Raw genomic sequence first — 24,648 nt, 5'->3', positions numbered from 1 at the left:
ACTTTGTGCCTCCTTTATTGCGCTTTGTTCTAGGTGTCTGAAATATGCATTTTTTTGCACGAAAGTCACATCGAATCGTTTACTTGTACTTGATTCGATGTGACTTTGTACAATTCCTGCTATTTTCTTAATTCAGCAGCAAAAGTTTGCTCAAGCGCGCTCACCACAGATCCATGCACTGCCGTAATTTCTTCATCCGTCAATGTCCGCTCCTTATGACGGTACACAAGTGACAAGGCCACACTCTTCTTGTCATCTCCCAGCTTGCTGCCGGTGAATACATCGAATACTTCAACGGCTTCCAGCAATTCGCCAGCGGTCTTACGGATCGACCCGATCAAGTCGCCAGCTTGAACTTCCTGACTGACCACAACAGCAATATCGCGCTGCATCGAAGGGAAACGCGGTAAATCACGGTATACCACCGTTGCCCCTGCATGACGGTAGATCGGTTCAAGCAGCAATTCTGCCGCATACGTATCCTCTAGATCCAATTCATGCTGCAGCTCTGGATGAAGCTGTCCCAAAGTACCTATCCACAGCTTTCCTTCCGCTGTATCGAGATACACGGAAGCAGAACGTCCTGGATGGAACCCGACTGGCTTGTTCGCTTCATAGGAGATTTTTTCACTTAGACCCAGCGCTTCAAATACACTTTCCAGCGCTCCTTTAATATCGAAGAAGTCCACCTTCTCCAGAGGCACATTCCAGCGTTTCTCATGACGATTTCCAGCCAGCAGCATTCCAAGCACGGACATCTCCTGGGGTTGCTTCGTCAGCTTTTGCTCTTTAGATAAGAATACGTTGCCGATCTCGAACAATGCCAGATTATCCTGCTTGCGATTACGGTTATATACCGCGATCTCAGTCAGCCCCGGCAGCAGGCTGCTGCGCAGCACGCCCCGTTCCTCACTCATCGGCATTGCCAATTTCACTTCATATTCTCCTTCGCCCAGACGTGGGAATCGTTTAATGCTTCCTTCCTTCACAAAGGAATATCCCATTGCTTCCTGCCAACCGCCATGCACCAGCAGTTTGCGCAAGGAACGGCGCAAAGCTTGCGGCTTCGTATAACCGCCAGCCGTCGTTGGCCCTTCAATTACAGTAGTCGGGATATTGTCATATCCATACAAGCGGGCCACTTCTTCGATTAGATCAACATCGCGAGTAATATCCCCACGACGTGTAGGCACACGCACTTCAATAGTATTACCGGCCACATCGCCGCAATCAAAATGCAAACGGCTCAGAATCGTCTTCGTCTCAAGCGACGAAATATCCGTGCCAAGGAAAGCATTCAGCTTGCTGAGGGACAAGGAAATAATCCGCTCCTTCGGCTGATTGACAACCTTCTCAACTACGCCTTGATGAACGCTGCCAGAAGCATGCTTCATCATAAGTGCAGCCGCCCGGTTCAGAGCCGGAATTACAGCGTTCGGATCCACCTCTTTCTCAAATCGGAGGGACGCCTCTGAACGAAGTCCTAAATGACGGGACGTCACTCTGACCGAGCTGCCGCTGAATTTGGCCGATTCCAGCACAATATTCGTCGTCTGTTCGGTTACTTCCGAGTTAAGCCCACCCATGACACCGGCCAGAGCGATCGGATGATCTTCGCCATCCACAATCAAGAGCGTTCCCGCTCCCAGTTTGCGCTCCTGTCCATCCAACGTAACTAGGCTCTCCCCTGCTTTGGCTTCACGAACGCCGATCACACCGCCAGCGATTTTGTCGGCATCGAAAGCGTGCAGAGGTTGACCATATTCCAGCATTACGTAGTTCGTTATATCAACGATATTGTTGATCGGGCGAACTCCCGCAGCCATCAGCCGATTCTGCATCCATAGCGGTGAAGGGGCAATCTGAACGCCTGTCATATAGCGAACCGCATAGCGATCGCACATTGCCGGAGCATCGATCTTCACAGCGATATATTCACTGGCTGGCTTCCGCACTTCTACCAGTTCCTTCTCCGGCGTTGGCAGCTTGACTTCTCTTCCGAGAATCGCGCCTACCTCGTAGGCTGCACCCAGCATACTCAAGCAATCGGAACGGTTCGGCGTCAGATCAAAGTCGAGGATCTGGTCATCAAGTCCGAGCAGCCTGGCAATCGGCGTACCGATCTCCACTTGCTCCGGCAGTACGAGAATTCCTTCCTGCTGTTCCTTCGGCAGCAGCTTATCATTCAGCCCCAGCTCTTTCGCAGAACAGATCATACCATGGGAAGGAACACCACGAAGCTTCGCCTTCTTGATCTTCAAGCCGCCGGGCAGTTCGGCGCCCACGAGCGCAACCGGAACTTTCTGGCCAGCGTCCACATTCTTGGCTCCGCAGACGATCTGCAGATCCTCACCCTCTCCTGCATCTACTGTACACACGTTCAGCTTGTCTGCATCCGGATGCTTCTCCTTATGCTTCACATAACCTACAACAACCTTTGTCACCCCTTTGTTGCGGTTTTCGATCGAATCAATTTCAATGCCCGAGCGCGTAATTTGCTCTGCAAGCTCAGTAATATCTACATTCTCAAGCGATACATATTTAGATAACCATTCGGCTGATACTTTCATCTGACTTTCCCCTTTCCGCTATTAAATTCTGGCATACTGCTGCAAGAAACGAAGATCATTGCTGAAGAAGTGACGAATATCATCCACTCCATATTTCAGCATTGCGATTCGTTCCACACCCATACCGAATGCAAAACCGCTATAAATTTCAGGATCATAGCCGCTCATCTCCAGCACGCGAGGGTGTACCATGCCGCTGCCCAGAATTTCGAGCCATCCGGTGTGCTTGCACACCCGGCAGCCGTTGCCGCCGCATTTCACGCAGGTTACGTCAACCTCCACACTGGGCTCGGTAAACGGGAAGAAGCTTGGACGCAGACGAATTTGCGTATTCGGGCCAAACATTTTCTTCGTGAATTCGAGCAAGGTTCCCTTCAAATCGCTCATCCGGATCCCTTTGCCGACGACCAGACCTTCGATCTGATGAAATTGGAAGGAGTGAGTCGCATCGTCATCATCGCGGCGATATACTCTTCCCGGGCAAATGACCTTGATTGGCACCTCGCCCTTCATCTGCTCCATCGTGTGCACCTGGACCGGAGAAGTCTGCGTACGCATCAGCAGCTCTTCCGTTAAATAGAAAGAATCCTGCATATCGCGAGCCGGATGATCCTTCGGCAAATTCAACGCTTCGAAGTTATAATAATCGGTCTCCACCTCAGGACCTTCAGCAATCCGATAGCCCATTCCGATGAAGATATCTTCAATGTCCTGAATCACCTGATTCAGCGGATGAACCGCGCCTTGCTTCATCGGACGGCCAGGCAAGGTCACATCTACCTGCTCGGCTGCCAGACGCTGCTCAGTTGCTTGACGTTGAAAGAGGTCGCTCTTCTCCTCCACAAGCGCTTCAATAGCCCCGCGAACTTCGTTGGCCACTTGACCGATAACCGGACGTTCCTCGGCGCTTAAAGCTCCCATACCGCGCAAAATTTCCGTAAGCGCACCCTTCTTGCCCAAATATTTAACACGCAGCTCATTCAGATGATTTCCATCTGCAACCTTGTGAAGCTGTTCCAATGCATCCTGCTTGAGTGCTTCCAAACGTTCTTTCATGAACTTATCCTCCCTAAACATTAAAAATCATGTTGGTGCAAACAAAAAAAGCCTCTTCTCCCGAAAAGGGACGAAAAGACCGTGGTACCACCCTTGTTAGAGCCTACAGCGTGCAGCACACGCTCCAGGCGTATCACTGTTACAGCAATAATGCTCTCACTTTAACGAATAACGGCTCGTAACCGGTATCCCCTACTGCCTAATTCCCGTTCTGGTGAAACAGGCGGTTCAAGGAACTGCTCCGGAGTGAACTTCAGCAGTCTGAGTTTCGTAGAGACGCTCTCAATCTGCGGCGTCCCCTCCCTGTAAGAAGGCTTCTGCTTACTCTTCTCCATCATTACATTTATATGTTTGGCTTAACTGATTACACTTATCCAATATTATATGCAAACTCCCCCCAAATGGCAAGCTTCCCGGACCTGAATGACTGCCTTAGCTATCAACTAATCATAGTCCGGATACGAGTGACCTAAATTGATCAAGGGGGACAGATTTTTATTTAAAAAAGGTCTTGCCTTCCAGCTCTAAAAATGATATATTATTTCTTGTCTTCAAAAGGAGTCAGTTCCTTTGATTACGACAACGGGATGTAGCTCAGCTTGGTAGAGCACCTGGTTTGGGACCAGGGGGTCGCATGTTCGAATCGTGTCATCCCGACCATATTTTCGTCATTTGCGGGTGTAGTTCAATGGTAGAACTCCAGCCTTCCAAGCTGGTAGCGTGGGTTCGATTCCCATCACCCGCTTCTCATGTAAATCCCTTGCGATGCAAGGGATTTTCTGTTGTTGTCTCACAATTTTATATGCTCCTGTAAAATAGCACTCCGCTTTATACCGCATAGGTGCCTCACCTCATATAAAAAGTTCCCTAGCCGGCAAGCCGACTAAGGAACTCATTCTCTAATATGCCTGCAGCAACCGGCTTACTGAATAGAAAGCCCTGCCCCTCATGACAGTTCTGCTGCTTCAGAAACTCAAGCTGCTCCTCGCTCTCTACCCCTTCGGCCGTCACTTTGAGCTGCAGGTGGTGCGCCATCGCCGTGATTGTAGATACGATAGCGGCATCATTTCCATCCAGCATTAGCTCCTGCACAAAAGCCCGGTCGATCTTCAAACGGTCAATCGGCAGGCTTTTCAAATAATAGAGCGAACTATAGCCTGTTCCAAAATCATCAATGCTAATTTGGATGCCAAGCTGCTTCAAGCTGTGTAGCTGGCTTAGCGCCGTCTCGATATCATAAGTCATACTCTCCGTGACCTCAAGCTCCAGATACTTCGCCTCCATGCCTACCTCCGTCAGGATCGCTCCGATTCTTTCAGCCAGGTTATACTGACGGAATTGGCGCATCGAGAGATTAACAGACATACATAGCGGCGGATAACCTGCTAATTGCCACTTTTTATTGTACTGACAGGCCGTTCTTAATACCCACTCACCTAGCTGAACGATCAATCCGCTATCCTCAGCGATCGGAATGAATTCCCCTGGGGGAATGATCCCTCGCTTCGGATGCCTCCACCGCACTAGCGCTTCCATGCCTACCATCTGATTTGTCTGCAGACTGAATTGCGGCTGAAACTCCAGGAAGAATTGCTCCTGATCCAGCGCCTTGCGCATATCATTTTCCAATTCGATTCGGGCCTGGGTTACCAGCCTTAACTTATCGACGTAACGCGAGAACTCCTGCCCTTGATCCTTGGCATGATGAACAGCCATATCAGCGTATTGGATGACCTGCTCAACGGATGCTGCATCTACAGGATAGACGGCTAACCCCATTGAAAGGGAGATGTGGTATTCTGTCTCATCGAGGATGACCGATGGATTGACTGTATGAAGCAAGCACACTGCACGACGTTCAGCCGCCTCCGCATCGCTCACCTCGCCGAAAACAAGAGCAAATTCATCTTCACCCATCCGGTAGACCTTCTCGGCGTCCCGACACACCTCTGTCAGTCGTTCGCCTACCTCCGTCAGCACTTTGTCGCCAGCGCCATAGCCGAGAGAATCATTAATCGCCTTGAAGCGATCGATATTAATCACCGCTATGCCGATACACGAAGCGCCGGAACGCACCGCTTGTCCAAGCTCCTCCTTCATCCGCCGCAAATTAGGCAATCCGGTCAATTCATCATGATCGACCATATGCTTCATCATAGCTTCAATGGCCTGTTGGCTGCGGAACGGCTCTTCAATCGTAAGGCGGTATACTCCCTTCATTACAAAATAATAAGAGAGTACCATATACCATTCACCGACAGCATGAAGCAAGCTAGCCTGCATGTCTACCAACATAAGCAAAATATGCCCCAGCAGCATAAACATCAACGCCCGAACCATCGTGATCGCCGCAGAGGAACTCGCCTTGCACGATCGGCGAACCATCGATACCATCGCCAATAAGATTATCGGCAGCGTCGCTATCCAAATGACTGAATTGCCGAGGCTGCGTCCGTCGTACTCCAGCCATTCAGGGTGCTTCCATTGATATGTATATAGCAGTCCAATCCCGATGGCACTGACCAATGCTCCACCGATAAAGGCCGTAAATTTATGTTTGCCCGACAACTGCCTATCTTCCTTACTGAAAATAAACAAAATTCCCAAAGCCCCAAGCATATGCGAAATCGCAAGCAGCGTATCCGATAAATGAAGCCCGGTCTCTACTCCAAACAGCTTAAGCCCGCTATATGCCGATATATGTAATACATCCAATAAACCGATTATGAAAAAGAGGACCGCCGTATACAAACGCTGTCTTGACAATTTGTCCGCAAACAAAATCCAACCTTGAGCAAAAATCGCAAATGATACTGTTCCAATCACCAATCCGGCAAGAATCAATAACGCTCGCATGCTATCCGCAGAAATACCCAAGCTGTCCAGCCTAGCGGATGCTATTATGAAAGCCAGCATACCTGCCAGCCCGATTCCTCCCTGGATTAAAGCTGTTCTTCTCTCTGTCCTTGTGCCCATCTTTGCGCTCTCAACCCCCGGAGGTATATTCTTTAGTTGTACAATTCAACATCATCCGCTATTTTCCTGCCTTTCCCCTGACCCAAGGACAAAAATCGCTAAAAACCGCGTTTCTTTCTGAACATTAAAAAAAGCCCGGCTATCGAAAATAACCGGGCTTCCCATAGTCTATCTTACTTCTTCTTGAAATTCACTTCAGGCGTCGTGAGCTTATCATAGAAATCAACAACTTTATCTTTATCATCCGATACACGAAGCGCCATAGCTGAACGTGGATGCTCGTCCAATGTTCCGGTGATCATGTAGGGGATCAGATAACCCCATTCCTCCTTCTCGCGAAGCGGCACCATCAGCTCCTCAAGCACAACAAGCAGGGGACGAAGATTATATTTCGTGTTTTTCAAATGTGTGACGAGCAGTTCTGTAGGACAGTTGCCTGCAGCGCGCCCCATCCCGTACACAGAAGCGTCAAGAAATTCCACCCCATTGTCCGCTGCAACTAACGTATTCGAGAATGCCAACTGCATATTGTTATGGGTATGAACGCCCAAGCGTTTATTAGGCAAATGGGTCTTGAACTTGTCTACCAGGTACTCCATATCTTTATAATCCAGACTACCATAAGAATCGACGACATATACAACGTCCACTACGCTCTCCTTGATCATCTCGAATGCTTCAAGCAGTTCATTCTCCATCACATTCGACAAAGCCATAATATTCAGCGTCGTCTCATAACCGCGGTCATGGAACAATTGAACAAGCTCCAGAGCTTTATCCACATCCTTGATGTAGCAGGCTACTCGAATCAGATCAAGCATACTCTCGCTGCGAGGCAAGACATCATTCTCATCTACCCGACCGATATCCACCAGGGCGGAAAGTTTGGTGGTTCCTTTCTGCGGAATCACTTTGCGCAGGAAATCGTCGTCCAGGAAGCGCCAAGGCCCTGCCTCATCTGCTCCCTTAAGCAGCTTCGGAGAGTTTTTATATCCAATTTCCATATAATCCACGCCTGCTTCATTCAGACCGGCATACAATTTTTGCACAAAATCCACACTAAAATCCCAGTTATTGACTAACCCGCCATCCCGGATAGTACAATCGACAATCTTGCATTGGTTCGCTTTCATCTTCCTATCCCTTTCACTCATCTATTTTATTATCCATCTTACTTGAAGGTAATTGAAAATGTAAAGGGAAAGATACAAAACGCTGTGATTCACATCACAGTTGTTTATTTTTCGCTTTGCTATATTTATTGGGGACTACTGAGAGTGATTATCAATATCAGATTATCAGCTAAGAAATACTACCATTTAATATTAATTATTATTGTAATTTCATAGAGAAGCTTATGATGAATGCTTTATTATGGAAGCAAATCAATGACCCACTTCTAATTCTTTCATTATAATAAGGGGCGATCTACCATGTCTGACTGCCATAACTGTCTACTCGGTCTGAGACCGGGAATCTCCGCGGAAATACGTCACTTTGGATCCATCGATCCTGCACTGAAGCGTCGTCTTGCTGATCTTGGCATCTCCGTTGGCTCCAATATTACGATCAAGCGATATTGCCCATGCGGAGGACCATTAATGCTGGAATGCAGCGGTCAGCTATTTGGAATCCGCCAGAAAGAAGCGGCGGAAATCAAGGTGGCGGTCTCATGAACAATGCGGCTCTTATCGGTAATCCGAATACAGGTAAAACCTCGCTATTTAATACGCTCACCAGCTCATATGAATATGTAGGCAACTGGTCGGGAGTAACTGTTGAGAAGAAGGTTGGACATCTTAAGAATAAAAGTGGAGAATTAACCGACCTCCCCGGCATTTATACCTTGCACCCCTTATCAAGGGATGAAGGGGTCGCCGCTGAATATTTGGTGTCGGATTCCCCCAGTCTTTTAGTTAATATCGTTGATGCATCTCAACTTGAGCGAAATCTTTATTTAACCTTTCAGCTTTTAGAATACGGGAAGCCGATCATAATTGGACTCAATATGATCGATGTTGCTAAATCGAACGGTATCCGCATTAATCTGGAAGCCTTGGCAGCTCGAATCGGCGTTCCTGTCATGCCCCTTGTGGCCCGTACGGGAAAAGGCACTGAAGAACTGCTTGGCCTACTCAGCAGCTCTTCAGTGAAAGCACCGAATTTTCGCATCGATTACGGAAATGTTGTCGAAGCGGCCATCAGTAACATTTCCCGGGAATTAAATTCTGTTATCCCTGATCATATCCCGTCCGATCGCTTCATCGCTCTTCAGCTGTTGGAGCGCAATGAAGCTGTTATTCGTTCACTGAAGCTTAGTGATGAGCAAAAGACCAAGGTGCAATCCATTTGCGATTTGGCTGAACAGCGGCTGCACACCGCAGGAACCCCATCCACTTTACAGGAGTATATCCGCTCAGTAAGAACGAAGCATATTCAAGAAATCTGTGCAAAAACTGTCGACACGAGTCATCGCAAGCCTGACACATTCACGGAGAAAATCGATGCCGTCGTGACTCATCCCTTTTGGGGAATACCTATATTTCTCGTCTTCATGATGTTTACCTTTAAGCTGACCTTTGACTGGCTTGGTAATCCGTTGTCCGATCTATTGGAGTCCTTCTTCTCTGGTCCGCTCAGCACATGGATCCAGAACGGACTTGTAGCGGTGGGAGCTTCAGAATTTACGCGTGCGCTCTTAATCGACGGGATTATCGGCGGTGTAGGTGGTGTGCTTGTATTTATTCCGCAGATTTTCATTATGTTCCTGATTATTTCCTTCATTGAGGATTCAGGCTATATGGCACGGATTACCGTCATGATGGACAAAATCATGGAGCTTGCAGGGCTTAATGGCAAGGCACTGATCCCATTCATCATCGGCTTTGGCTGCAATGTTCCAGGCATTATGGCCTCGCGCAGTATTGAACAACCGAAGGAACGGATGCTGACCATGCTGCTCGTTCCGCTGATGTCCTGCTCAGCCCGTCTGCCCGTCTACGCCTTGTTCGCAGGTATATTTTTTGCACGGGCCCAGGCGCTTGTTGTCTTCTCTTTATATCTGCTGGGGATCGTACTGGCGTTAGTATTAGCCAAGCTGTTCTCGCTGTTCATGTTCAAAGATTCGAAGTCCTTCTTCATGGTTGAATTGCCGCCATACCGTATGCCGCAATCCACCACCCTGTTCCGCAGCACTTGGGAGAAGGGCAAAGGCTTCTTACGCAAAGCGGGGACGTTCATTCTTGGCGGGTCTGTATTGATCTGGCTGCTATCCTATGTGGGACCAGGAGGAGTAGCCGATACGATGGATGACAGCTTCCTCGCTCATATCGGCGGGCTGTTCGCCAGCCTTCTTCATCCGCTTGGCTTTGGCACCTGGCAATCCGGAGCAGCCCTTATTACAGGCTTCATGGCCAAAGAGGTCGTCGTATCAACGATGAATATTATCTATCATGTGCCGGACATGGCCGGACTGCAAGGGCAAATTGCGCTGGCCTTCACACCGCTGCAAGCTATCAGCTTCATGGTATTTATACTATTATATACACCTTGTCTCGCTACGGTAGGCGTTCTTCGCAAGGAGACAGCCTCCTGGAGATGGACAGCGTTCGCTGTTTTCTATTCTTTAACGCTTGCCTATATCATGTCGTTTATCATTTATCAGGGCGGAAGATTGCTAGGGTATGTATAAGAACTATATAAGTTCAAGGAAAGGTAAGTGATAGTGATGGCGGATATCCTGATCATTGGTGTGGTTTTCGGATTTGCTCTGTTTGCTCTGTATCGCGGCTTCAAAAAGAGCAAACAAGGCGAATGCGCCGGCTGCTCACAGCGTAATTCCTGCGCGGCCTGTGGGGATGCCAATCAGACATCATCTTCTTCCCGTTGTGAATCCCAATCTTAATGAGTCATAGCTTGAAATGTAAAAAAGGCAGCTCACCGTTGTAATGATGAACTGCCTTTTTTCTCTTTATGCAAAATCTATACTATGGGGAGCCAGATCTCAAAGATCGTCCCCGCTCCTTTGATACTATCGACGGAAATCGTTCCCTTGTGATTTCTTACGATCCGGTAGCTAACCGATAAGCCAAGTCCAGTCCCCTTCTCCTTCGTCGTGAAAAAAGGATCAAAGAGGTGGGCTAACAGCGTCTTATCGATGCCATTCCCGTTATCCTGAATAGATATATTCACATATTTCCCTTCGGGTTTTGCTGTGATATTAATAACTCCGGAGTGATCGCATTTGACTTCTTCAATCGCATCCAGCGCATTCTTAATAATATTTAATAGAACCTGCTTAATCTGCTTCACGTCAATGGACACATTCAGGTTTGCCTCCTCGGACAGGAGCAGGTTGATTTCGCAGCCTTTCATATGCCCCTCGCTTTCCGTCAGGAGCACAACTTCCTTCAACAAGGAATAGACGCTAACCACAACCATTTGCGGAGCGGTGGGCTTGGAAGAGTTGAGAAATTCAAAAATAATATCATTGGCGCGATCAATTTCGGCCAGAATAATCCTTGCATATTCATCCTTGCCCAATTGGACCAGGTGAGGGCGCAGCAACTGAATGAAGCCGCGGATCGTCGTCAGCGGATTGCGAATCTCGTGAGCAATGGCGGCTGATATTTTCCCAAGCATGGCCAGCTTATCATTTTGATATGCCGTTTGCTCAATCTGCCTGAATTCAGAAACATCCTTTACACTGAGCAGGAAATCTCCATCCATCTGGTCCCCATACTTTACCGTGATCAACCAGTGACGGCCATATTCATCAATGACCTCATGATTCCTTTTGCGATAAAAAATAGTCTCGCGATAAATACGCAAAATCTTCCTCTTCTTAAATCGGTTCAGATGCGGGTGAAGCAATATTTGCAACAAATTACATCCGATCAATGCATGACGCGGGGTTTCAAGGAGCTTAGCCATCTGCACATTAATAAAAGTCAGCACTCCCTCACTATCGAACAGCATAATTCCGCTATCCATATGCTGGAGCACATTTTCATACTTGTTCATTACAAGCTGGGTTGATTGAAATGCTTTGACGGACTCAAGTAATGTATCCTGGAATTCACTCAACAAGTTGATCCCCCTTTTTCAAATGATCTACCTGCCTATATACGTCAACCTACGGTCTACGGTCATTTTGCAATAGTCCCATTCCACGTTCTTACGGCATTGATCTTTACTCAAAGGTTCTTGCTATTAAATTCTTAAGGAAACCCCTCAACACAGATTATAACCAACTCCTTATACGCTTGTACAATAGCCCTAATTAAATCATAGTAAACTTTTCCAGAAAACGTCAATCAGAGATACTGTCGAAAAAAGAGGTATCGCTTAAATTTACCCATTTTCTCCAAAAAAATATCCAAAAAAGTTAAAAAGCACCCCCATTGGAAGTGCTCTTGTTATTTTATTTATTGATTTGTGTCTAAAAGTTTAATTTTCTCTATTAAAATCAACTTTTTCCGTTCCGTTCAACAAGTTAATTGTAGTCTCGCTAGGCTTCGTCTCGGAAATAAGCTTACCGTTACGGAAGGAATAGCAAACGGTCGCTTGTTTCCGAATCGCTTCATATTCATTCTCTGCGGACAGGACGATGAAATTGGCGGGCTTGCCTGGCTCAATCCCATACTTCTCCTCAATTTGCAGCGTCTTGGCGCTGTTTGTCGTTATCATATCAATGGAATTAACAATCTGCTTGTACCCCATGAGCTGAGCGGTATGAATTCCCATATGAAGGACTTGAAGCATCTTCCCTGTGCCCAGCGGATACCATGGATCGAAGATATCATCATGCCCAAAGCATACGTTAAGCCCTGCTTCCAGCAGTTCTTTTACACGGGTGAGACCTCTGCGCTTCGGATACGTATCGAATCGGCCCTGAAGGTGAATATTGACGAGCGGGTTAGATACAAAATGAAGGCCTGACATTTTCAGCAGACGGAACAGTTTGTACGCATAAGCGTCATTATAAGAGCCCATTGCTGTGGTATGGCTTGCTGTCGTACGTGCCCCGAGGCCGCGCTCAAAGGCTTCTTTGGCCACAACCTCGACGAACCGGGATTGTTCATCATCGATCTCATCACAATGAATATCCACCAGACGATCGTATTTTTCAGCCAGGTCAAACACGATCTTCATGGAATCGACGCCGTATTCACGTGTAAATTCGAAATGCGGAATCCCGCCAACCACATCCGCTCCTAACTTCATCGCTTCCTCCAGCAGTTCTGCACCGTTCGGGAACGATAGAATGCCCTCTTGCGGAAAGGCGACAAGCTGGATGTCTACATATGGAGCCATCTCTGCCTTGACCTCAAGCAGCGCCTTCAGAGCGGTCAGATCAGGGTCCGTCACATCAACATGAGTCCGCACATGTTGAATGCCTTGGGCAATCTGCCATTTAAGCGCCGTCTTGGAGCGAAGCACTACATCATCATGGCTCAACGTCTCCTTACGCTGTGACCAACGTTGAATTCCTTCGAATAACGTGCCGCTTTGATTCCATTCCGGCTCACCGGCCGTGAGCGTCGTATCCAGGTGGATATGCGGTTCAATAAACGGTGGAAGCACGAGCGAACCGGCGACATCAATTACTTCATGTCCCTCTGTATTCACCGGAGACTCTGTAATGCTCACAAATTTCCCATCCTGTACAACGATATTCCATAGCCCCTCTTGAGCTCTTAATTTTGCATTTTGAATAATCATTGATGAACCCCCTCATGAATTATCTTTGTTGCCGCTTGCTCCTCACGCAGTGGGAAGCATTTCATGGCGATTACATATATCACTGCTGTGCCCAGAATCCCGTTGACCGGTGGAATCCCCGGTACAAACTTGGCGATAAGTACGCCCCCTCCCCATGCGATTAGAGCGTTCCAGTTCACTTGCCTGAATTTCATATCCTCAAACTTCTGATACTTGCCACGTTTGAGCAAGAAGAAATCGGTTAATAGAATCGCTCCGATCGAAGGCAGAACAGAACCCAATATCGTAAGGAATCCAACGAAATTGTTATAGAGCCACATCGCAGCAACCGTACCTAGAAGCCCATTTCCAATTACAAATTTATTACGCGATATCTTCGTAATGTTGGAGAATCCTAAGCTTGAAGCGTACAAGGCATTTTCGTTGGTGGTCCAGATATTCAGACCAAGTACGATGATCGCTGGAATGATTAAGCCTTGCAGATACATCACGTCAGAGATATCTGACTTTCCATATACAATCGCCCCGACGGCGCCAAATAAGAACATTAGTGAATTGCCAAGGAAGAACGCCACTACCGTGGACACTACTGCGGAACGAGCCGTTTTTGCAAATCTTGCAAAATCGGGCGTCAGCGTTCCGCCGCTAATAAAGGAACCGATGCAAACCGAGAGGGCCGTAGCAATCCCGATCGCTTGGGCCGGTTCATAGGATAGCAAGCCCTGAAGTCCCCCTGCCGTGTTGGTCGCCTCGAGCACCGAGTAACTCCCCAAGATGGCAATCGATGGCACGGAGACAATGCCGATAATCGCCAGTGCTTTAATCCCGTAAATCGCAGTGACCGTCATCAGCACTCCGAAGATAAGGATCAGCACATATACGTTCATACCGGTCATTTTCTGCACTGGAACAGCGAACATCGCCACACCTACGCCAAACCAGCCTACCTGCGTTAAGCCGAGCAGCAATGAGGACAGATACGATCCTTTTTCCCCAAATGCATATCTGGTCAGCAAATGTGTGGACAGCCCTGTTCTTGCAGCGATATAAGCCAGTGCCCCGGTATAAACACCAAGAATCAAATTTCCGGCCAGCACGATCCAAATGAATTGAGAAAACCTAAGACCGTTGCCAAGGGTTCCGCCTGCCCACATGCTGGCAGAGAAGAAGGTGAAGCCCAGCATAACGGCGAGAATTTTCCAAAATCCGTTGCGATGTGCCTGGGGCACAGGTTCCAATGAGAATTCCAAATCTACTTTTTCCATAGCCGCCTCCAAATAACATGATGATTGATACCGCATGATGCTTGTACATGCTTGGAGAGCATCGAACCGTGCAAAAAATGTTTGCAATAAAAAAGACGCATTGCCGTTTCTGACAATACGCCTCTTCTACTTATGATCAAACCAAATAGACATAATAATGCCTTGTTGGATCATAAGGTCCGCTGTCCTTGCCAGTCTCACGGGACTGATTTAAAGGTATCAATATAAAGTTGTAAACATTATCACAGAAAAAATACACTTTGTCACTGACAATACATGGAAATCTATTTCTGCAGCAATTTGGTTCTGCGTCGACTCATGACTGCTAACCGCTTCTTAAGCTCTCTTTCCCACTTGTCATCGCCGATATGCTTCGAGAATGCCAAAAGATCAAGCGCCATATCAATTTGGCTCTGAACGATATCAAGCGGGTCCTCTTCCTCACAGTTCACACAATTGCAGAAGATCGATTCTTCATCCTCCATGACGAAATCCTGAAAATCAATTTCTGAGACACCATCCCCATGTGCGTACTCCGCCAATATCTCATATTCATTCTCCACTTTGTAATGGACTTCCACCCGATGGCATACCGGGCAGAACAGCAAGGGAACATTATGGACCTGGGTACGATAATGCTTCAAAGTCCCCTTAGTTCCAAGCATACTAGCACCGCAGCAAAAACTCATCCCCTGTCACCCTTTCCAGATCCTTGTTCACACTCAAGTATTATATCCACCTTCAAGATGTGATTTCAAATAATTTATTCGAGAACGGTGCGAGTAATTCCTCTGTAGCACACGAAATTATTACCAAATATCTATAACGAATGACGTACCGTGGGCAAAAAGCCCCCTGCATGGAACACCATGCAGAGGGCTTGCAAATATCACTTCGACTGAAGATTCCTGTCTCCAGGTTTCCAATCTGCGGGGCAAAGACCGCCGGATTGAAGAGCCTGAAGAACGCGGAAGGTCTCATCAACACTACGTCCGACATGGTTATGGTTAACGACCTGGTATCTCACTTCGCCCTCCGGGTCTATGATGAACAGGCCGCGAAGAGCGACGCCCTCTTCCTCGATGAGTACGCCGTAATCACGGGCTGCACTCTTCGTCATATCGGATGCAAGCGGGAAGTTCAACTGTCCCAAACCATTGCTGGCCTTCGGCGTATTAATCCATGCTTTGTGGCTATGCTCAGAGTCTACGCTACAGCCAAGAACTTCAGCATCGAGCTTCTTGAACCGCGGGTAAGCCTCACTCAGCGCCATGATCTCAGTCGGGCATACCTCTGTGAAGTCCAACGGATAGAAGAAGAACACCAGCCATTCGCCACGATAATCGGACAGCTTCTTGCGTCCAAATTCCTGGCCGTCTCCGTTTACAATCGCAAGATCGAATTCAGGAGCTGGTCTGCCTACCAAACGTTCTGCCATCTGAAAATTTCCTCCTCAACAAATGGTTAGAAACAAAGGCGCTTCTATTTAGGTTGGACTACTTATTTTCATGCTATGCATACAAAATTATATTATTTCATCGCTGCGACGATAAGATCGCCCATCTCCTTCGTGCCGATCGCCTTGCTCTTGTCAACAGCGATATCACCGGTACGATGTCCTGCATTAAGCACATCAGATACTGCCTTTTCGATCGAATCTGCAGCATCCGCATAACCAAATGTCATTCTGAACATCAGAGCCAGCGACAGGATCGTTGCGATCGGATTCGCCAGATTCTGGCCAGCAATATCCGGAGCGGAGCCATGGACAGGCTCGTACAGACCAAAGCTGCCTTCACCCAGCGATGCGGAGGACAACATGCCGATGGATCCGGTCAACATCGCCGCTTCATCACTAAGAATATCCCCGAACATATTCTCGGTTACAATAACGTCGAAGCTGGACGGGCGGCGCAGCAGCTGCATGGCACAGTTGTCTACCAATACATGCTCCAGCTCAACATCCGGATATTCCGGAGCGATCCGAATCACTACTTCTCGCCATAGACGGGAAGTCTCAAGCACGTTCGCCTTATCCACGGAAGCAAGCTTCTTGCGGCGCTTCTGGGCGATCTCGAACGCCTGACGCACAATCCGCTCCACTTCGCTCACATTGTAAGCGCAAGTATCAACCGCTTCCTGTCCTTGCTCCGTATCACGGCGGAACTTCTCACCGAAATAAATACCGCCTGTTAATTCACGTACCACGATCAGATCCGTACCTTCCAATACTTCCGGCTTCAAAGTGGAAGCGTCCTTCAGACAGTCGAAGACCACAGCCGGACGTAGATTGGAGAATAAACCAAGCGCTTTACGAATGCCGAGCAGCCCAGTCTCTGGACGAAGCTCCTTCGGATTGTTATCCCACTTCGGTCCGCCAACTGCTCCAAGCAAGACCGCATCCGCACTGCGGCAAATATCGAGCGTCTCCTGCGGCAGCGGTGTCCCCTTCTCATCGATTGCAATCCCGCCGAACAAGGCATGCTCGGTTTCAAAGCGGTAGCCAAACAGTTCCTCCGCACGTTTCATTACTTTTTCTGTTTCAGCAACCACTTCGGGTCCGATTCCGTCGCCGGCAATAACGGCTATTTTTTTTACGTTAGCCATGGTCCATCTTCCTCTCCTCAAGCATTTCACGAATAACATCCTTACTCTGTTGTAACATAATCGGAGAGGCTAGACCAAGATATAGATTCTATTAGACTAATAGGTTTTAACTATAAGCTGTTTAAAGGCTTAACCAGGTGATATTATTTCTTGGCATTCAGTATAAACAAGGACGCATCCTGATTCATAAATATTTGGCTCCCTGTATAAAAGGTTTTAGCTGCAACCTCCTTGAAGCCTATTTGATGCATTTGACGGATAAGCTGCTCTTGGTCGAATCCGTTATGAACCAAGTCCGAGGCAATCTCCTCATTTTTATCAAAATCAATAATCAGCAAATGGCCTTCTGGATTAAGAACCTCATACAACTTGGATAACACGGGCTCAACATCGCTGATATGAAGCAAAACCTGTGCCATAATAACGTAATCAGCCCGGATATCCGAGCGAAATGCCGCTTCAAAATCAAAGCATAACGTAGCCGCATTACGGATCTGGGCCTCAGCCATTTTTTGCTCGATCTGTCTAAGCATATTTTGCGAGGTATCCAAAAAGGTCACGGAACGAAATTCATTCAGCAGATCCATTCCAACAAGTCCGGTCCCACATCCGAAATCGATCGCATTTTTATTTTTACCGTCCACGATGTATTCCCGAACCGCATTGGATATGATTTTGGCGATTCTGATTCTTTCGGGCGTATCGTATCCACTGGCCATCGCATCAAAAATATCGGTATTTCCCATGTCCGTCCCCCAGTCCATTTTTTTCAAAAAACTGTTCCAGTGCATCTCAATGACTAACCTGTAATAGCTACAGTATCATATCCTGAGCATTGATATCAAAAAAGGCAGAGGATCTCTCCCTCAAATTTCCGAGAGCCCCTGCCTTGCTATTGTCAGCTATGTCCCTTAATCATGATAGGCTTCAGCAATGGCGTTCGCCGTCACGATCGCTTGGTATACATCATCCGGGCTGACCGGAAACGGCATATTTCCCATAGTATCGCCCTCTGCACAAGCATCGATCGCCACCTGGCGCCATTCCTTCTCCTCGAACTTATCCACGCCGAGGTCCTTCAATGTCAGCGGCAGGTTAACCGCCTTGATGAGATGAATTACGGTTTCCAATTCTTCGCGGGGCGCATTCTCCAGTACTAACTGGGTCAGCAGACCAAAGGTCACTTTCTCCCCATGCTGCGCTTTGTGCAATGATTCTACGGCAGTCATCCCGTTGTGAATCGCATGCGCAGCGGCCAATCCCCCGGATTCCGCGCCTACGCCGCTCAAGTAAATCGTAGCTTCGATCGTCTCCTCAACAGCACGCGTCACCACATGATTATCCACAGCGATTTTGGCTTCGACCGCATTTTTTAATAATGATTCATAGCAAAGCCGTGCAATTCCAAGCCCGGTGGCGGAAGGCTTCATAAGCACCAGATTGTCGCCAAATGAGCGATAGCAGGCTCTCGCTTCGAAATAGGTGGCCAGCGCATCACCGATCCCGGCGGCAAAAAAGCGGGAAGGCGCCGCAGCCAGCATCCCCGTATCGGCCAGGACAACATCCGGATTGCTTGGCAGGAATAAGTATTCGTCGAAGGAGCCATCTTCTTTGTAGATTACAGCCAGGGCTGTACATGGCGCATCAGTAGATGCGATCGTCGGGAAGATCACGACCGGCAGCTTCTCATAGTAAGCCGCAGCCTTGGCCGTATCCAGTGTCTTGCCTCCGCCGATGCCGACAATGATATTGGCCCCTGCCTTGCGGGACAGATCGCGGTGCCGTTCTATTTCCTGCTTCGTGATCTGATAGTTGAACTTCTCAAATACGGCTTTATTGTCCCCGTTACGGATCGATTTGCCCGCTTCCTCCTGCGCCCGTTCCAGGATAAATTCATCGCAGATCACATAAGCTGAATCACCAAAAGTTTTCATGTAGTCGTTTATTGAGGCAAGCAAGCCCTCTCCGATAATAAATTTTTTGGGCGAGGTCACCGACTTCACATATTTGGCACTGGTCATTTCTTATCTCCTTTTATCGCTCGTTTTCGCCGCTTTTAGGCATTCTTAGAATGCACAGATGCGCCAAACATTATCATTTCCCGGTATGTACGCAAACAAAAGAGCCCCAACTCTTCGTTGGGACTCTTCACCTGAGCCTGCTATAACTTCTGTATCGTCTTCTTCTCGATCAGTCGATTCAATGCATCAACATAAGCCCGGGCACTTGCTTCCAGGATATCCGTGCTTACGCCCCGGCCCTGTACAGTGAGTTCGTCTTGCGTCATTACGACGTGAACCTCCCCTTGAGCATCCTTGCCATAGCTGATCGATTTGATCGTGTAATCGGACAACGTCACCGTCTCTCCGGTAGCCTGATCGATCGCATTATAGATAGCGTCTACCGAGCCGTTGCCTTCCGCTTCCCATTCCAGCGTGTTGCCATCGGCTGTCAGAATGCGGACCTTGGCGGATGGGGTTGACTCATTGCCATAGGACACATAGATCGCTTGCAATTGATAAGCTTCCGGTGTGTCCACCAGCTTCTCTTGCAGCAGAGCATGCAAGTCCTGATCGGTAACATCCTTCTTCTTATCAGCCAACACCTTGAATTTAGCAAAGGCTTCGTTCAATCTCTCATCATTCAGTTTGTAGCCAAGCTCGATCAATCTTTCGCGGAAAGCATGGCGTCCGGAATGCTTGCCAAGCACCAGCTTGCTCTCCTTCAGGCCGATTGTCTCCGGAGACATGATCTCATAGGTCGTCTTCTCCTTCAGCATGCCATCCTGATGAATCCCCGACTCATGTGCAAAAGCGTTTGCGCCAACAATCGCTTTGTTCCCCGGCACAACCATGCCTGTCAACCGGCTAATCAGACTGCTCGTGCGAGCAATCTCCGACAGTTCAAGCGATGTCTTGGCTCCGAAGAACTCACTGCGCGTCTCCAGTGCCATCGCTACTTCTTCCAGTGCGGTATTGCCTGCTCGTTCGCCAATCCCGTTGATCGTTCCCTCGATCTGATCGGCCCCGCCGAGAATTGCGGCCAACGAATTCGCAGTTGCCATTCCCAGATCGTCATGGCAATGCGCGCTCAATTGGATCTTCTCGATGCCGGGAACTCTCTCTTTCAGGGTTTTGAAGATATTTCCGTATTCATAGGGATATAGATATCCCACCGTATCCGGGATATTTACAACCGATGCTCCTTCGCGGATTGCCATCGCCGTCATTTCGCACAGGAAGTCAATCTCCGTACGACCGGCATCCTCGCAAGAGAACTCGATCTTGGAGAAATACTGACGCGCATATCTGAGCGCAGCCTGAGCCGTCTCCAACACCTGCTCCTTCTCCATCTTCAGCTTGTATTTACGATGGATCGGACTAGTAGCCAGGAAAATATGAATGCAAGGATCTTCCGCCCCCTGCAGCGCTTCTCTTACCGCATCGATGTCCTGGGTCCGCGAGCGGGACAAACCGATAATCGTTGAGTTCTTGATAGCTCTGGCGACCGCATTTACCGCTGCCAAGTCTCCCGGCGAAGCGGCCGGAAAGCCCGCCTCGATCCGATCAATGCCCAGCTTCTCCAACTGATAGGCGATTTCTAACTTCTCACGGGTATTCAGATTCACGCCCGGGGATTGTTCTCCATCCCGCAGTGTTGTATCAAACATATAAATTTTGCGCACTTATGCACACCTCCTGTACAAACTACCTAATAAAACCCAATGCGGCACACGCGAAGGGCACGGCCGCATTGGGGGGATGGATACTTTAGCTCCGAAGAGAAGTGATTCAACAGGTCCATTTCGGACCCTTTGAATTCACATTTGAAAGACAACGTCATTACGCTACATACATATGACGCTCGATGAAATGTATAACGGGAAAGATATTATTTTTTGATCCAATGCATAAGTCCGCGAAGCTCGTTACCTACTACTTCGATCGGATGATTGGCCTCGTTGCGGCGAGTTGCCGTCAAGAAAGCACGGTTCGATTGGTTCTCAAGGATGAAGTCGCGAGCAAATTTACCTTGTTGGATATCTGCCAATACTTCCTTCATCGCCTTCTTCGTCTCATCAGTCACGATGCGAGGTCCTGTTACATAGTCGCCATATTCAGCTGTGTTGGAGATCGAATCGCGCATAGTAGCCATTCCGCCTTCATAGATCAGGTCAACGATCAGCTTCATTTCGTGCAAGCATTCAAAATATGCCATTTCTGGTGCATAACCTGCTTCAACCAATGTTTCAAAGCCGGCTTTGATCAGGGCTGTTACGCCACCGCACAATACCGCTTGTTCACCGAACAGATCCGTCTCTGTTTCTTCGCGGAAGGAAGTCTCGATAACCCCGGCGCGAGTACAGCCAATTCCTTTGGCATAAGCAAGACCAATTTCCTTCGCTTTGCCTGTAGCATCTTGATGAACAGCGATCAAGCCCGGAACCCCGAAGCCTTCTACGTAAGTACGACGAACCATATGACCCGGAGATTTAGGAGCTACGAGCAATACGTCATTGTCTTGGGAAGGAACGATTTGACCGAAGTGAACGTTGAAGCCGTGAGCGAACAGCAGCGCTGCCCCTTTCTTCAGGTTCGGAGCAATTTCGCTGTTGTACACGGAAGCTTGAGTCTCGTCCGGCATCAGGATTTGTACTACATCAGCGCGCTTGGTAGCTTCAGCTACAGACAGCACTTCGAATCCATCCTCTTGGGCCTTGTTGAATGATTTGCCTTCACGAAGGCCGATGATTACGTTCAAGCCGCTTTCACGCAAGTTCTGTGCATGAGCATGGCCTTGGCTGCCATAACCGATAATTGCGATTGTTTTTCCCTTCAAAACACTAAGTTCTGCGTCCTGTTCATAATACAAAGTAACTGCCATGATAATAACCCTCCTAGATAATGTCGGACTGCTTGCAGCATGTCCCATAAATTTGATCCTCCGCCTGTTAAGCGGGTGCTTCAGAGGGCCGTCGCGTTAACGAAGTGCAGACGATGGTGGAACGGCCCCTCTCAAACCCCCGCTTACAGGAACGGAAGGTATTGCGTGCTATGAATCTAAATGATTAACCGCGCGTCATTGCGGTTACGCCGGTTCGCGACAACTCGCGGATCCCGTAAGGATGGAGCAGCTCGATCATCGCGTCGATCTTCTCGGTATCGCCAATGACCTGAACCATCATGCTTCCGGCACCGATATCTACAACTGCGGCGCGGAATGTCTCCACGACGCCCATGATTTCCGGGCGTTCCGCCGGCTCTGCCTTCACTTTAATCAGCGCCAATTCTCTGGATACCATCGGGTTGGCACTCAAATTAACGACCTTGATGACATCGATGAGCTTGTAGAGCTGCTTCTCAATCTGCTCCAGCGTCGTGTCATCCCCTTCAGTAACAATGACCATCCGGGACAATCCCGGCTCCTCCGACTGACCCACCGTAATACTCTCGATGTTGTAGCCGCGGCGTCCGAACAAGCCGGACACACGCTGCAGAACACCTGGCTGGTCATTCACTAATACGGCAATAACATGGTTCTTCATCATCACTCACAGTCCCCCATCAGCATTTGATCAATGGTGGAACCTTGAGGAACCATCGGATATACGTTCTCTCCCTTATGAACCACGAATTCCACCAGCACCGGTCCATCGGTATCAAGCGCTTCTTGCCAAGCACGCTCCGCTTCTTCCTTGCCGGTAGCTCTAAGCCCCTTAACTCCATAAGCTTCTGCCAGCTTCACAAAATCCGGACTGCCGGCGAGATCGATATGGCTGTAGCGGTTTTCGTAGATCAATTCCTGCCACTGCCTTACCATTCCGAGAACCTGGTTGTTAATGACTACAATCTTCACTGGAATTTTGTTGATGGCACAGATCGCTAGCTCCTGCGCACACATCTGCATTCCGCCATCGCCGTTGATGGAGATAACCAGTCGATCGGGATGAGCCATCTGCGCGCCAATCGCTGCCGGGAAGCCGAAGCCCATCGTGCCAAGTCCGCCAGAAGTGATGAATGAGCGAGGCTGGTTGAATTTATAATACTGAGCGGTCCACATTTGATGCTGACCTACATCCGTCGTAACAATCGCTTCGCCATGGGTCGTATCATTCAACAATTCAATTACCCATTGCGGCTTCAGCATCTCTTCGGAATCTTTATACTTGAACGGCTTCTCTTGCTTCCATCTGCTAATCTGTGCTCTCCAGGCATCAGCCTTGCTGCTGTATCCTACCATCGGATTCAGCATTTCAAGCACGGTCTTCACATCACCGACAATCGGGATATCCGTCTTGACGTTCTTGCCGATCTCCGCCGGATCAATATCGATGTGAACGATCTTGGCATGCGGTGCGAACCCGTTGAGACGCCCCGTGACACGGTCATCGAATCTTGCTCCGATGCTGATCAGCAAGTCCGATTGCTGGATCGCCTGATTTGCGGTATAAGTACCATGCATTCCCGGCATTCCCATCCACAGATCATGTCCGCTTGGGAAAGCGCCTAGTCCGAGCAATGTCGTCGTGATCGGAATGCCTGAACGGTTGGCGAATTCGAGCAATCCTTCATGACCTCCGGAATAGATGACACCTCCGCCAGCCAGAATCACCGGCCGCTCCGCTTCGGAGATCGCTGCCACCAGCTTATCAAGCTGCAGGCGATTCGGCACAACCGTCGGATGGTAGCCGCGCAGGTCAACCGATTGTTCGGGCTCAAATCTTACTTTCTGCGCTGAGACATCCTTCGGAATATCGATCAGTACAGGGCCTTTCCGCCCGGTGTTAGCGATGTGAAATGCTTCGTGGATAACCCGTGGTAAATCCTCTGCATCTCTAACCAAGTAACTGTGCTTCGTAATCGGCATCGTGATGCCCGTAATATCCGCTTCCTGGAAAGCATCGGTGCCAATCAGGCTCGTTGCCACGTTGCCGGTAATCACCACCAGTGGAACTGAATCCATATAGGCCGTGGCGATTCCTGTTACTGTATTGGTTGCTCCTGGTCCGGAGGTCGCGATGCAAACTCCTACTTTACCGCTGGCGCGTGCGTAACCATCTGCCGCATGAATCGCTCCTTGTTCATGTCTGGTTAACAGGTGGTGGAAATCATCAAATCCGTACATCGCGTCATAAATGTACAGGACCGCGCCCCCCGGATAACCAAAGACACATTCGACACCTTCCAAAAGCAAACTGCGAAGCAAAATTTCCGAACCTGAAATAACTTCCGGTTTCATCCATTTCTCACGTAATTGTTCTGTAGACCGCACTGCTGGAATTTGCGCGCTCATCAGTCATCCTCCTTCCAAGATTTAAATCATCTCTTGATTATTCAGTTTGATATACAACAAAAAAACCTTCCATCCGCCGGAATAGTCTCCTATTCCGAGGGACGAAAGGTTATCGCTTCCGTGGTACCACCCATTTTTACCTGACACTTCACAGTATC

At 48.6% G+C, this 24,648-nt stretch carries 19 protein-coding genes, 2 tRNA genes and 1 other annotated feature; of the genes, 5 read left to right on the top strand and 16 right to left on the bottom strand.

The window, feature by feature from the left end; genetic code table 11:
• Positions 1-119 precede the first annotated feature (119 nt).
• A complete protein-coding gene (pheT, locus tag DMN77_RS11945) occupies positions 120-2,570 on the bottom strand; it encodes a phenylalanine--tRNA ligase subunit beta (RefSeq protein WP_179015124.1) in 2,451 nt (816 codons plus the stop codon).
• Between the two features lie 21 nt (positions 2,571-2,591).
• Positions 2,592-3,626, bottom strand: a complete 1,035-nt coding sequence (gene pheS / locus DMN77_RS11940; RefSeq protein ID WP_179015123.1) for a phenylalanine--tRNA ligase subunit alpha — start codon at positions 3,624-3,626, stop codon at positions 2,592-2,594.
• A 63-nt stretch (positions 3,627-3,689) separates the two neighbouring features.
• Positions 3,690-3,973 (bottom strand) — a binding site (T-box leader).
• 236 nt (positions 3,974-4,209) lie between these two features.
• Between pheS and DMN77_RS11935 the strand changes: the two genes are divergently transcribed.
• Positions 4,210-4,286 (top strand) — tRNA-Pro (locus DMN77_RS11935).
• Between the two features lie 14 nt (positions 4,287-4,300).
• Positions 4,301-4,371, top strand: a tRNA-Gly gene (locus tag DMN77_RS11930).
• 122 nt (positions 4,372-4,493) lie between these two features.
• On the opposite strand, the gene DMN77_RS11925 is transcribed toward DMN77_RS11930, so the two are convergent.
• Entirely contained in the window at positions 4,494-6,602 is a 2,109-nt protein-coding gene (locus DMN77_RS11925; protein ID WP_179015121.1) for a putative bifunctional diguanylate cyclase/phosphodiesterase, read from the bottom strand.
• A gap of 173 nt (positions 6,603-6,775) precedes the next feature.
• Positions 6,776-7,735 (bottom strand): aldolase catalytic domain-containing protein, encoded by a 960-nt coding sequence (locus tag DMN77_RS11920; RefSeq protein WP_068780144.1) that lies wholly within the window; start codon positions 7,733-7,735, stop codon positions 6,776-6,778.
• Positions 7,736-8,035: 300 nt separating this feature from the next.
• Between DMN77_RS11920 and DMN77_RS11915 the strand changes: the two genes are divergently transcribed.
• The 3 genes from DMN77_RS11915 to DMN77_RS11905 are packed head-to-tail and all read left to right on the top strand — an operon-like array spanning position 8,036 to position 10,506.
• A complete protein-coding gene (locus DMN77_RS11915) occupies positions 8,036-8,278 on the top strand; it encodes a FeoA family protein (RefSeq protein WP_068780143.1) in 243 nt (80 codons plus the stop codon).
• A complete protein-coding gene (feoB, locus tag DMN77_RS11910; RefSeq protein ID WP_179015119.1) occupies positions 8,275-10,293 on the top strand; it encodes a ferrous iron transport protein B in 2,019 nt (672 codons plus the stop codon). Before DMN77_RS11915 ends, feoB begins: the two co-directional genes overlap by 4 nt.
• Before the next feature lie 36 nt (positions 10,294-10,329).
• A complete protein-coding gene (locus tag DMN77_RS11905; RefSeq protein ID WP_082790043.1) occupies positions 10,330-10,506 on the top strand; it encodes a FeoB-associated Cys-rich membrane protein in 177 nt (58 codons plus the stop codon).
• Between the two features lie 77 nt (positions 10,507-10,583).
• On the opposite strand, the gene DMN77_RS11900 is transcribed toward DMN77_RS11905, so the two are convergent.
• From DMN77_RS11900 to ilvB, 12 genes are all read right to left on the bottom strand, one after another.
• Positions 10,584-11,690: an ATP-binding protein gene (locus DMN77_RS11900; protein WP_068780139.1), complete on the bottom strand. Its 1,107-nt coding sequence runs from the start codon at positions 11,688-11,690 to the stop codon at positions 10,584-10,586.
• 360 nt (positions 11,691-12,050) lie between these two features.
• A complete protein-coding gene (locus tag DMN77_RS11895; protein ID WP_179015118.1) occupies positions 12,051-13,325 on the bottom strand; it encodes a cytosine deaminase in 1,275 nt (424 codons plus the stop codon).
• Entirely contained in the window at positions 13,322-14,590 is a 1,269-nt protein-coding gene (gene codB / locus DMN77_RS11890; RefSeq protein WP_179015116.1) for a cytosine permease, read from the bottom strand. Before codB ends, DMN77_RS11895 begins: the two co-directional genes overlap by 4 nt.
• Positions 14,591-14,874: 284 nt before the next feature.
• Entirely contained in the window at positions 14,875-15,279 is a 405-nt protein-coding gene (locus DMN77_RS11885) for a hypothetical protein (protein WP_068780136.1), read from the bottom strand.
• Positions 15,280-15,479: 200 nt separating this feature from the next.
• Entirely contained in the window at positions 15,480-16,028 is a 549-nt protein-coding gene (locus DMN77_RS11880) for a peroxiredoxin (RefSeq protein WP_068780135.1), read from the bottom strand.
• 92 nt (positions 16,029-16,120) lie between these two features.
• Positions 16,121-17,197: a 3-isopropylmalate dehydrogenase gene (gene leuB / locus DMN77_RS11875; RefSeq protein ID WP_179015115.1), complete on the bottom strand. Its 1,077-nt coding sequence runs from the start codon at positions 17,195-17,197 to the stop codon at positions 16,121-16,123.
• 143 nt (positions 17,198-17,340) lie between these two features.
• Positions 17,341-17,943, bottom strand: coding sequence for a class I SAM-dependent methyltransferase (locus DMN77_RS11870; protein WP_068780133.1), 603 nt, complete (start codon positions 17,941-17,943; stop codon positions 17,341-17,343).
• A 165-nt stretch (positions 17,944-18,108) separates the two neighbouring features.
• Complete coding sequence (locus tag DMN77_RS11865) at positions 18,109-19,218, bottom strand: glycerol dehydrogenase (RefSeq protein ID WP_179015113.1); 1,110 nt, start codon at positions 19,216-19,218, stop codon at positions 18,109-18,111.
• A 140-nt stretch (positions 19,219-19,358) separates the two neighbouring features.
• A complete protein-coding gene (locus DMN77_RS11860) occupies positions 19,359-20,882 on the bottom strand; it encodes a 2-isopropylmalate synthase (RefSeq protein ID WP_068780131.1) in 1,524 nt (507 codons plus the stop codon).
• 206 nt (positions 20,883-21,088) lie between these two features.
• The gene (ilvC, locus tag DMN77_RS11855) at positions 21,089-22,081 is read right to left on the bottom strand and encodes a ketol-acid reductoisomerase (protein WP_068780130.1); all 993 of its coding nucleotides are present in this window, start codon (positions 22,079-22,081) and stop codon (positions 21,089-21,091) included.
• Between the two features lie 184 nt (positions 22,082-22,265).
• A complete protein-coding gene (gene ilvN, locus DMN77_RS11850; RefSeq protein WP_068780129.1) occupies positions 22,266-22,745 on the bottom strand; it encodes an acetolactate synthase small subunit in 480 nt (159 codons plus the stop codon).
• Positions 22,745-24,490: a biosynthetic-type acetolactate synthase large subunit gene (gene ilvB / locus DMN77_RS11845; protein WP_068780128.1), complete on the bottom strand. Its 1,746-nt coding sequence runs from the start codon at positions 24,488-24,490 to the stop codon at positions 22,745-22,747. Before ilvB ends, ilvN begins: the two co-directional genes overlap by 1 nt.
• Positions 24,491-24,648: the final 158 nt, after the last annotated feature.

The sequence above is a fragment of the Paenibacillus sp. 79R4 genome, from assembly GCF_013393165.1.
In the GTDB taxonomy this organism is placed as follows: Bacteria; Bacillota; Bacilli; order Paenibacillales; family Paenibacillaceae; genus Fontibacillus.
This window is presented reverse-complemented; position numbering and strand designations above follow the sequence as displayed.

Bases quoted from the DNA above. Each gene is read 5' to 3' on its own strand.
- ilvB (WP_068780128.1), bottom strand. From the start codon at position 24,490: ATGAGCGCGCAAATTCCAGCAGTGCGGTCTACAGAACAATTACGTGAG.
- pheS (WP_179015123.1), bottom strand. From the start codon at position 3,626: ATGAAAGAACGTTTGGAAGCACTCAAGCAGGATGCATTGGAACAGCTT.
- DMN77_RS11925 (WP_179015121.1), bottom strand. From the start codon at position 6,602: ATGGGCACAAGGACAGAGAGAAGAACAGCTTTAATCCAGGGAGGAATC.
- DMN77_RS11915 (WP_068780143.1), top strand. From the start codon at position 8,036: ATGTCTGACTGCCATAACTGTCTACTCGGTCTGAGACCGGGAATCTCC.
- feoB (WP_179015119.1), top strand. From the start codon at position 8,275: ATGAACAATGCGGCTCTTATCGGTAATCCGAATACAGGTAAAACCTCG.
- codB (WP_179015116.1), bottom strand. From the start codon at position 14,590: ATGGAAAAAGTAGATTTGGAATTCTCATTGGAACCTGTGCCCCAGGCA.
- DMN77_RS11895 (WP_179015118.1), bottom strand. From the start codon at position 13,325: ATGATTATTCAAAATGCAAAATTAAGAGCTCAAGAGGGGCTATGGAAT.
- ilvC (WP_068780130.1), bottom strand. From the start codon at position 22,081: ATGGCAGTTACTTTGTATTATGAACAGGACGCAGAACTTAGTGTTTTG.
- ilvN (WP_068780129.1), bottom strand. From the start codon at position 22,745: ATGATGAAGAACCATGTTATTGCCGTATTAGTGAATGACCAGCCAGGT.
- DMN77_RS11920 (WP_068780144.1), bottom strand. From the start codon at position 7,735: ATGAAAGCGAACCAATGCAAGATTGTCGATTGTACTATCCGGGATGGC.
- DMN77_RS11885 (WP_068780136.1), bottom strand. From the start codon at position 15,279: ATGAGTTTTTGCTGCGGTGCTAGTATGCTTGGAACTAAGGGGACTTTG.
- DMN77_RS11880 (WP_068780135.1), bottom strand. From the start codon at position 16,028: ATGGCAGAACGTTTGGTAGGCAGACCAGCTCCTGAATTCGATCTTGCG.
- DMN77_RS11865 (WP_179015113.1), bottom strand. From the start codon at position 19,218: ATGACCAGTGCCAAATATGTGAAGTCGGTGACCTCGCCCAAAAAATTT.
- DMN77_RS11905 (WP_082790043.1), top strand. From the start codon at position 10,330: ATGGCGGATATCCTGATCATTGGTGTGGTTTTCGGATTTGCTCTGTTT.
- leuB (WP_179015115.1), bottom strand. From the start codon at position 17,197: ATGGCTAACGTAAAAAAAATAGCCGTTATTGCCGGCGACGGAATCGGA.
- DMN77_RS11870 (WP_068780133.1), bottom strand. From the start codon at position 17,943: ATGGGAAATACCGATATTTTTGATGCGATGGCCAGTGGATACGATACG.
- pheT (WP_179015124.1), bottom strand. From the start codon at position 2,570: ATGAAAGTATCAGCCGAATGGTTATCTAAATATGTATCGCTTGAGAAT.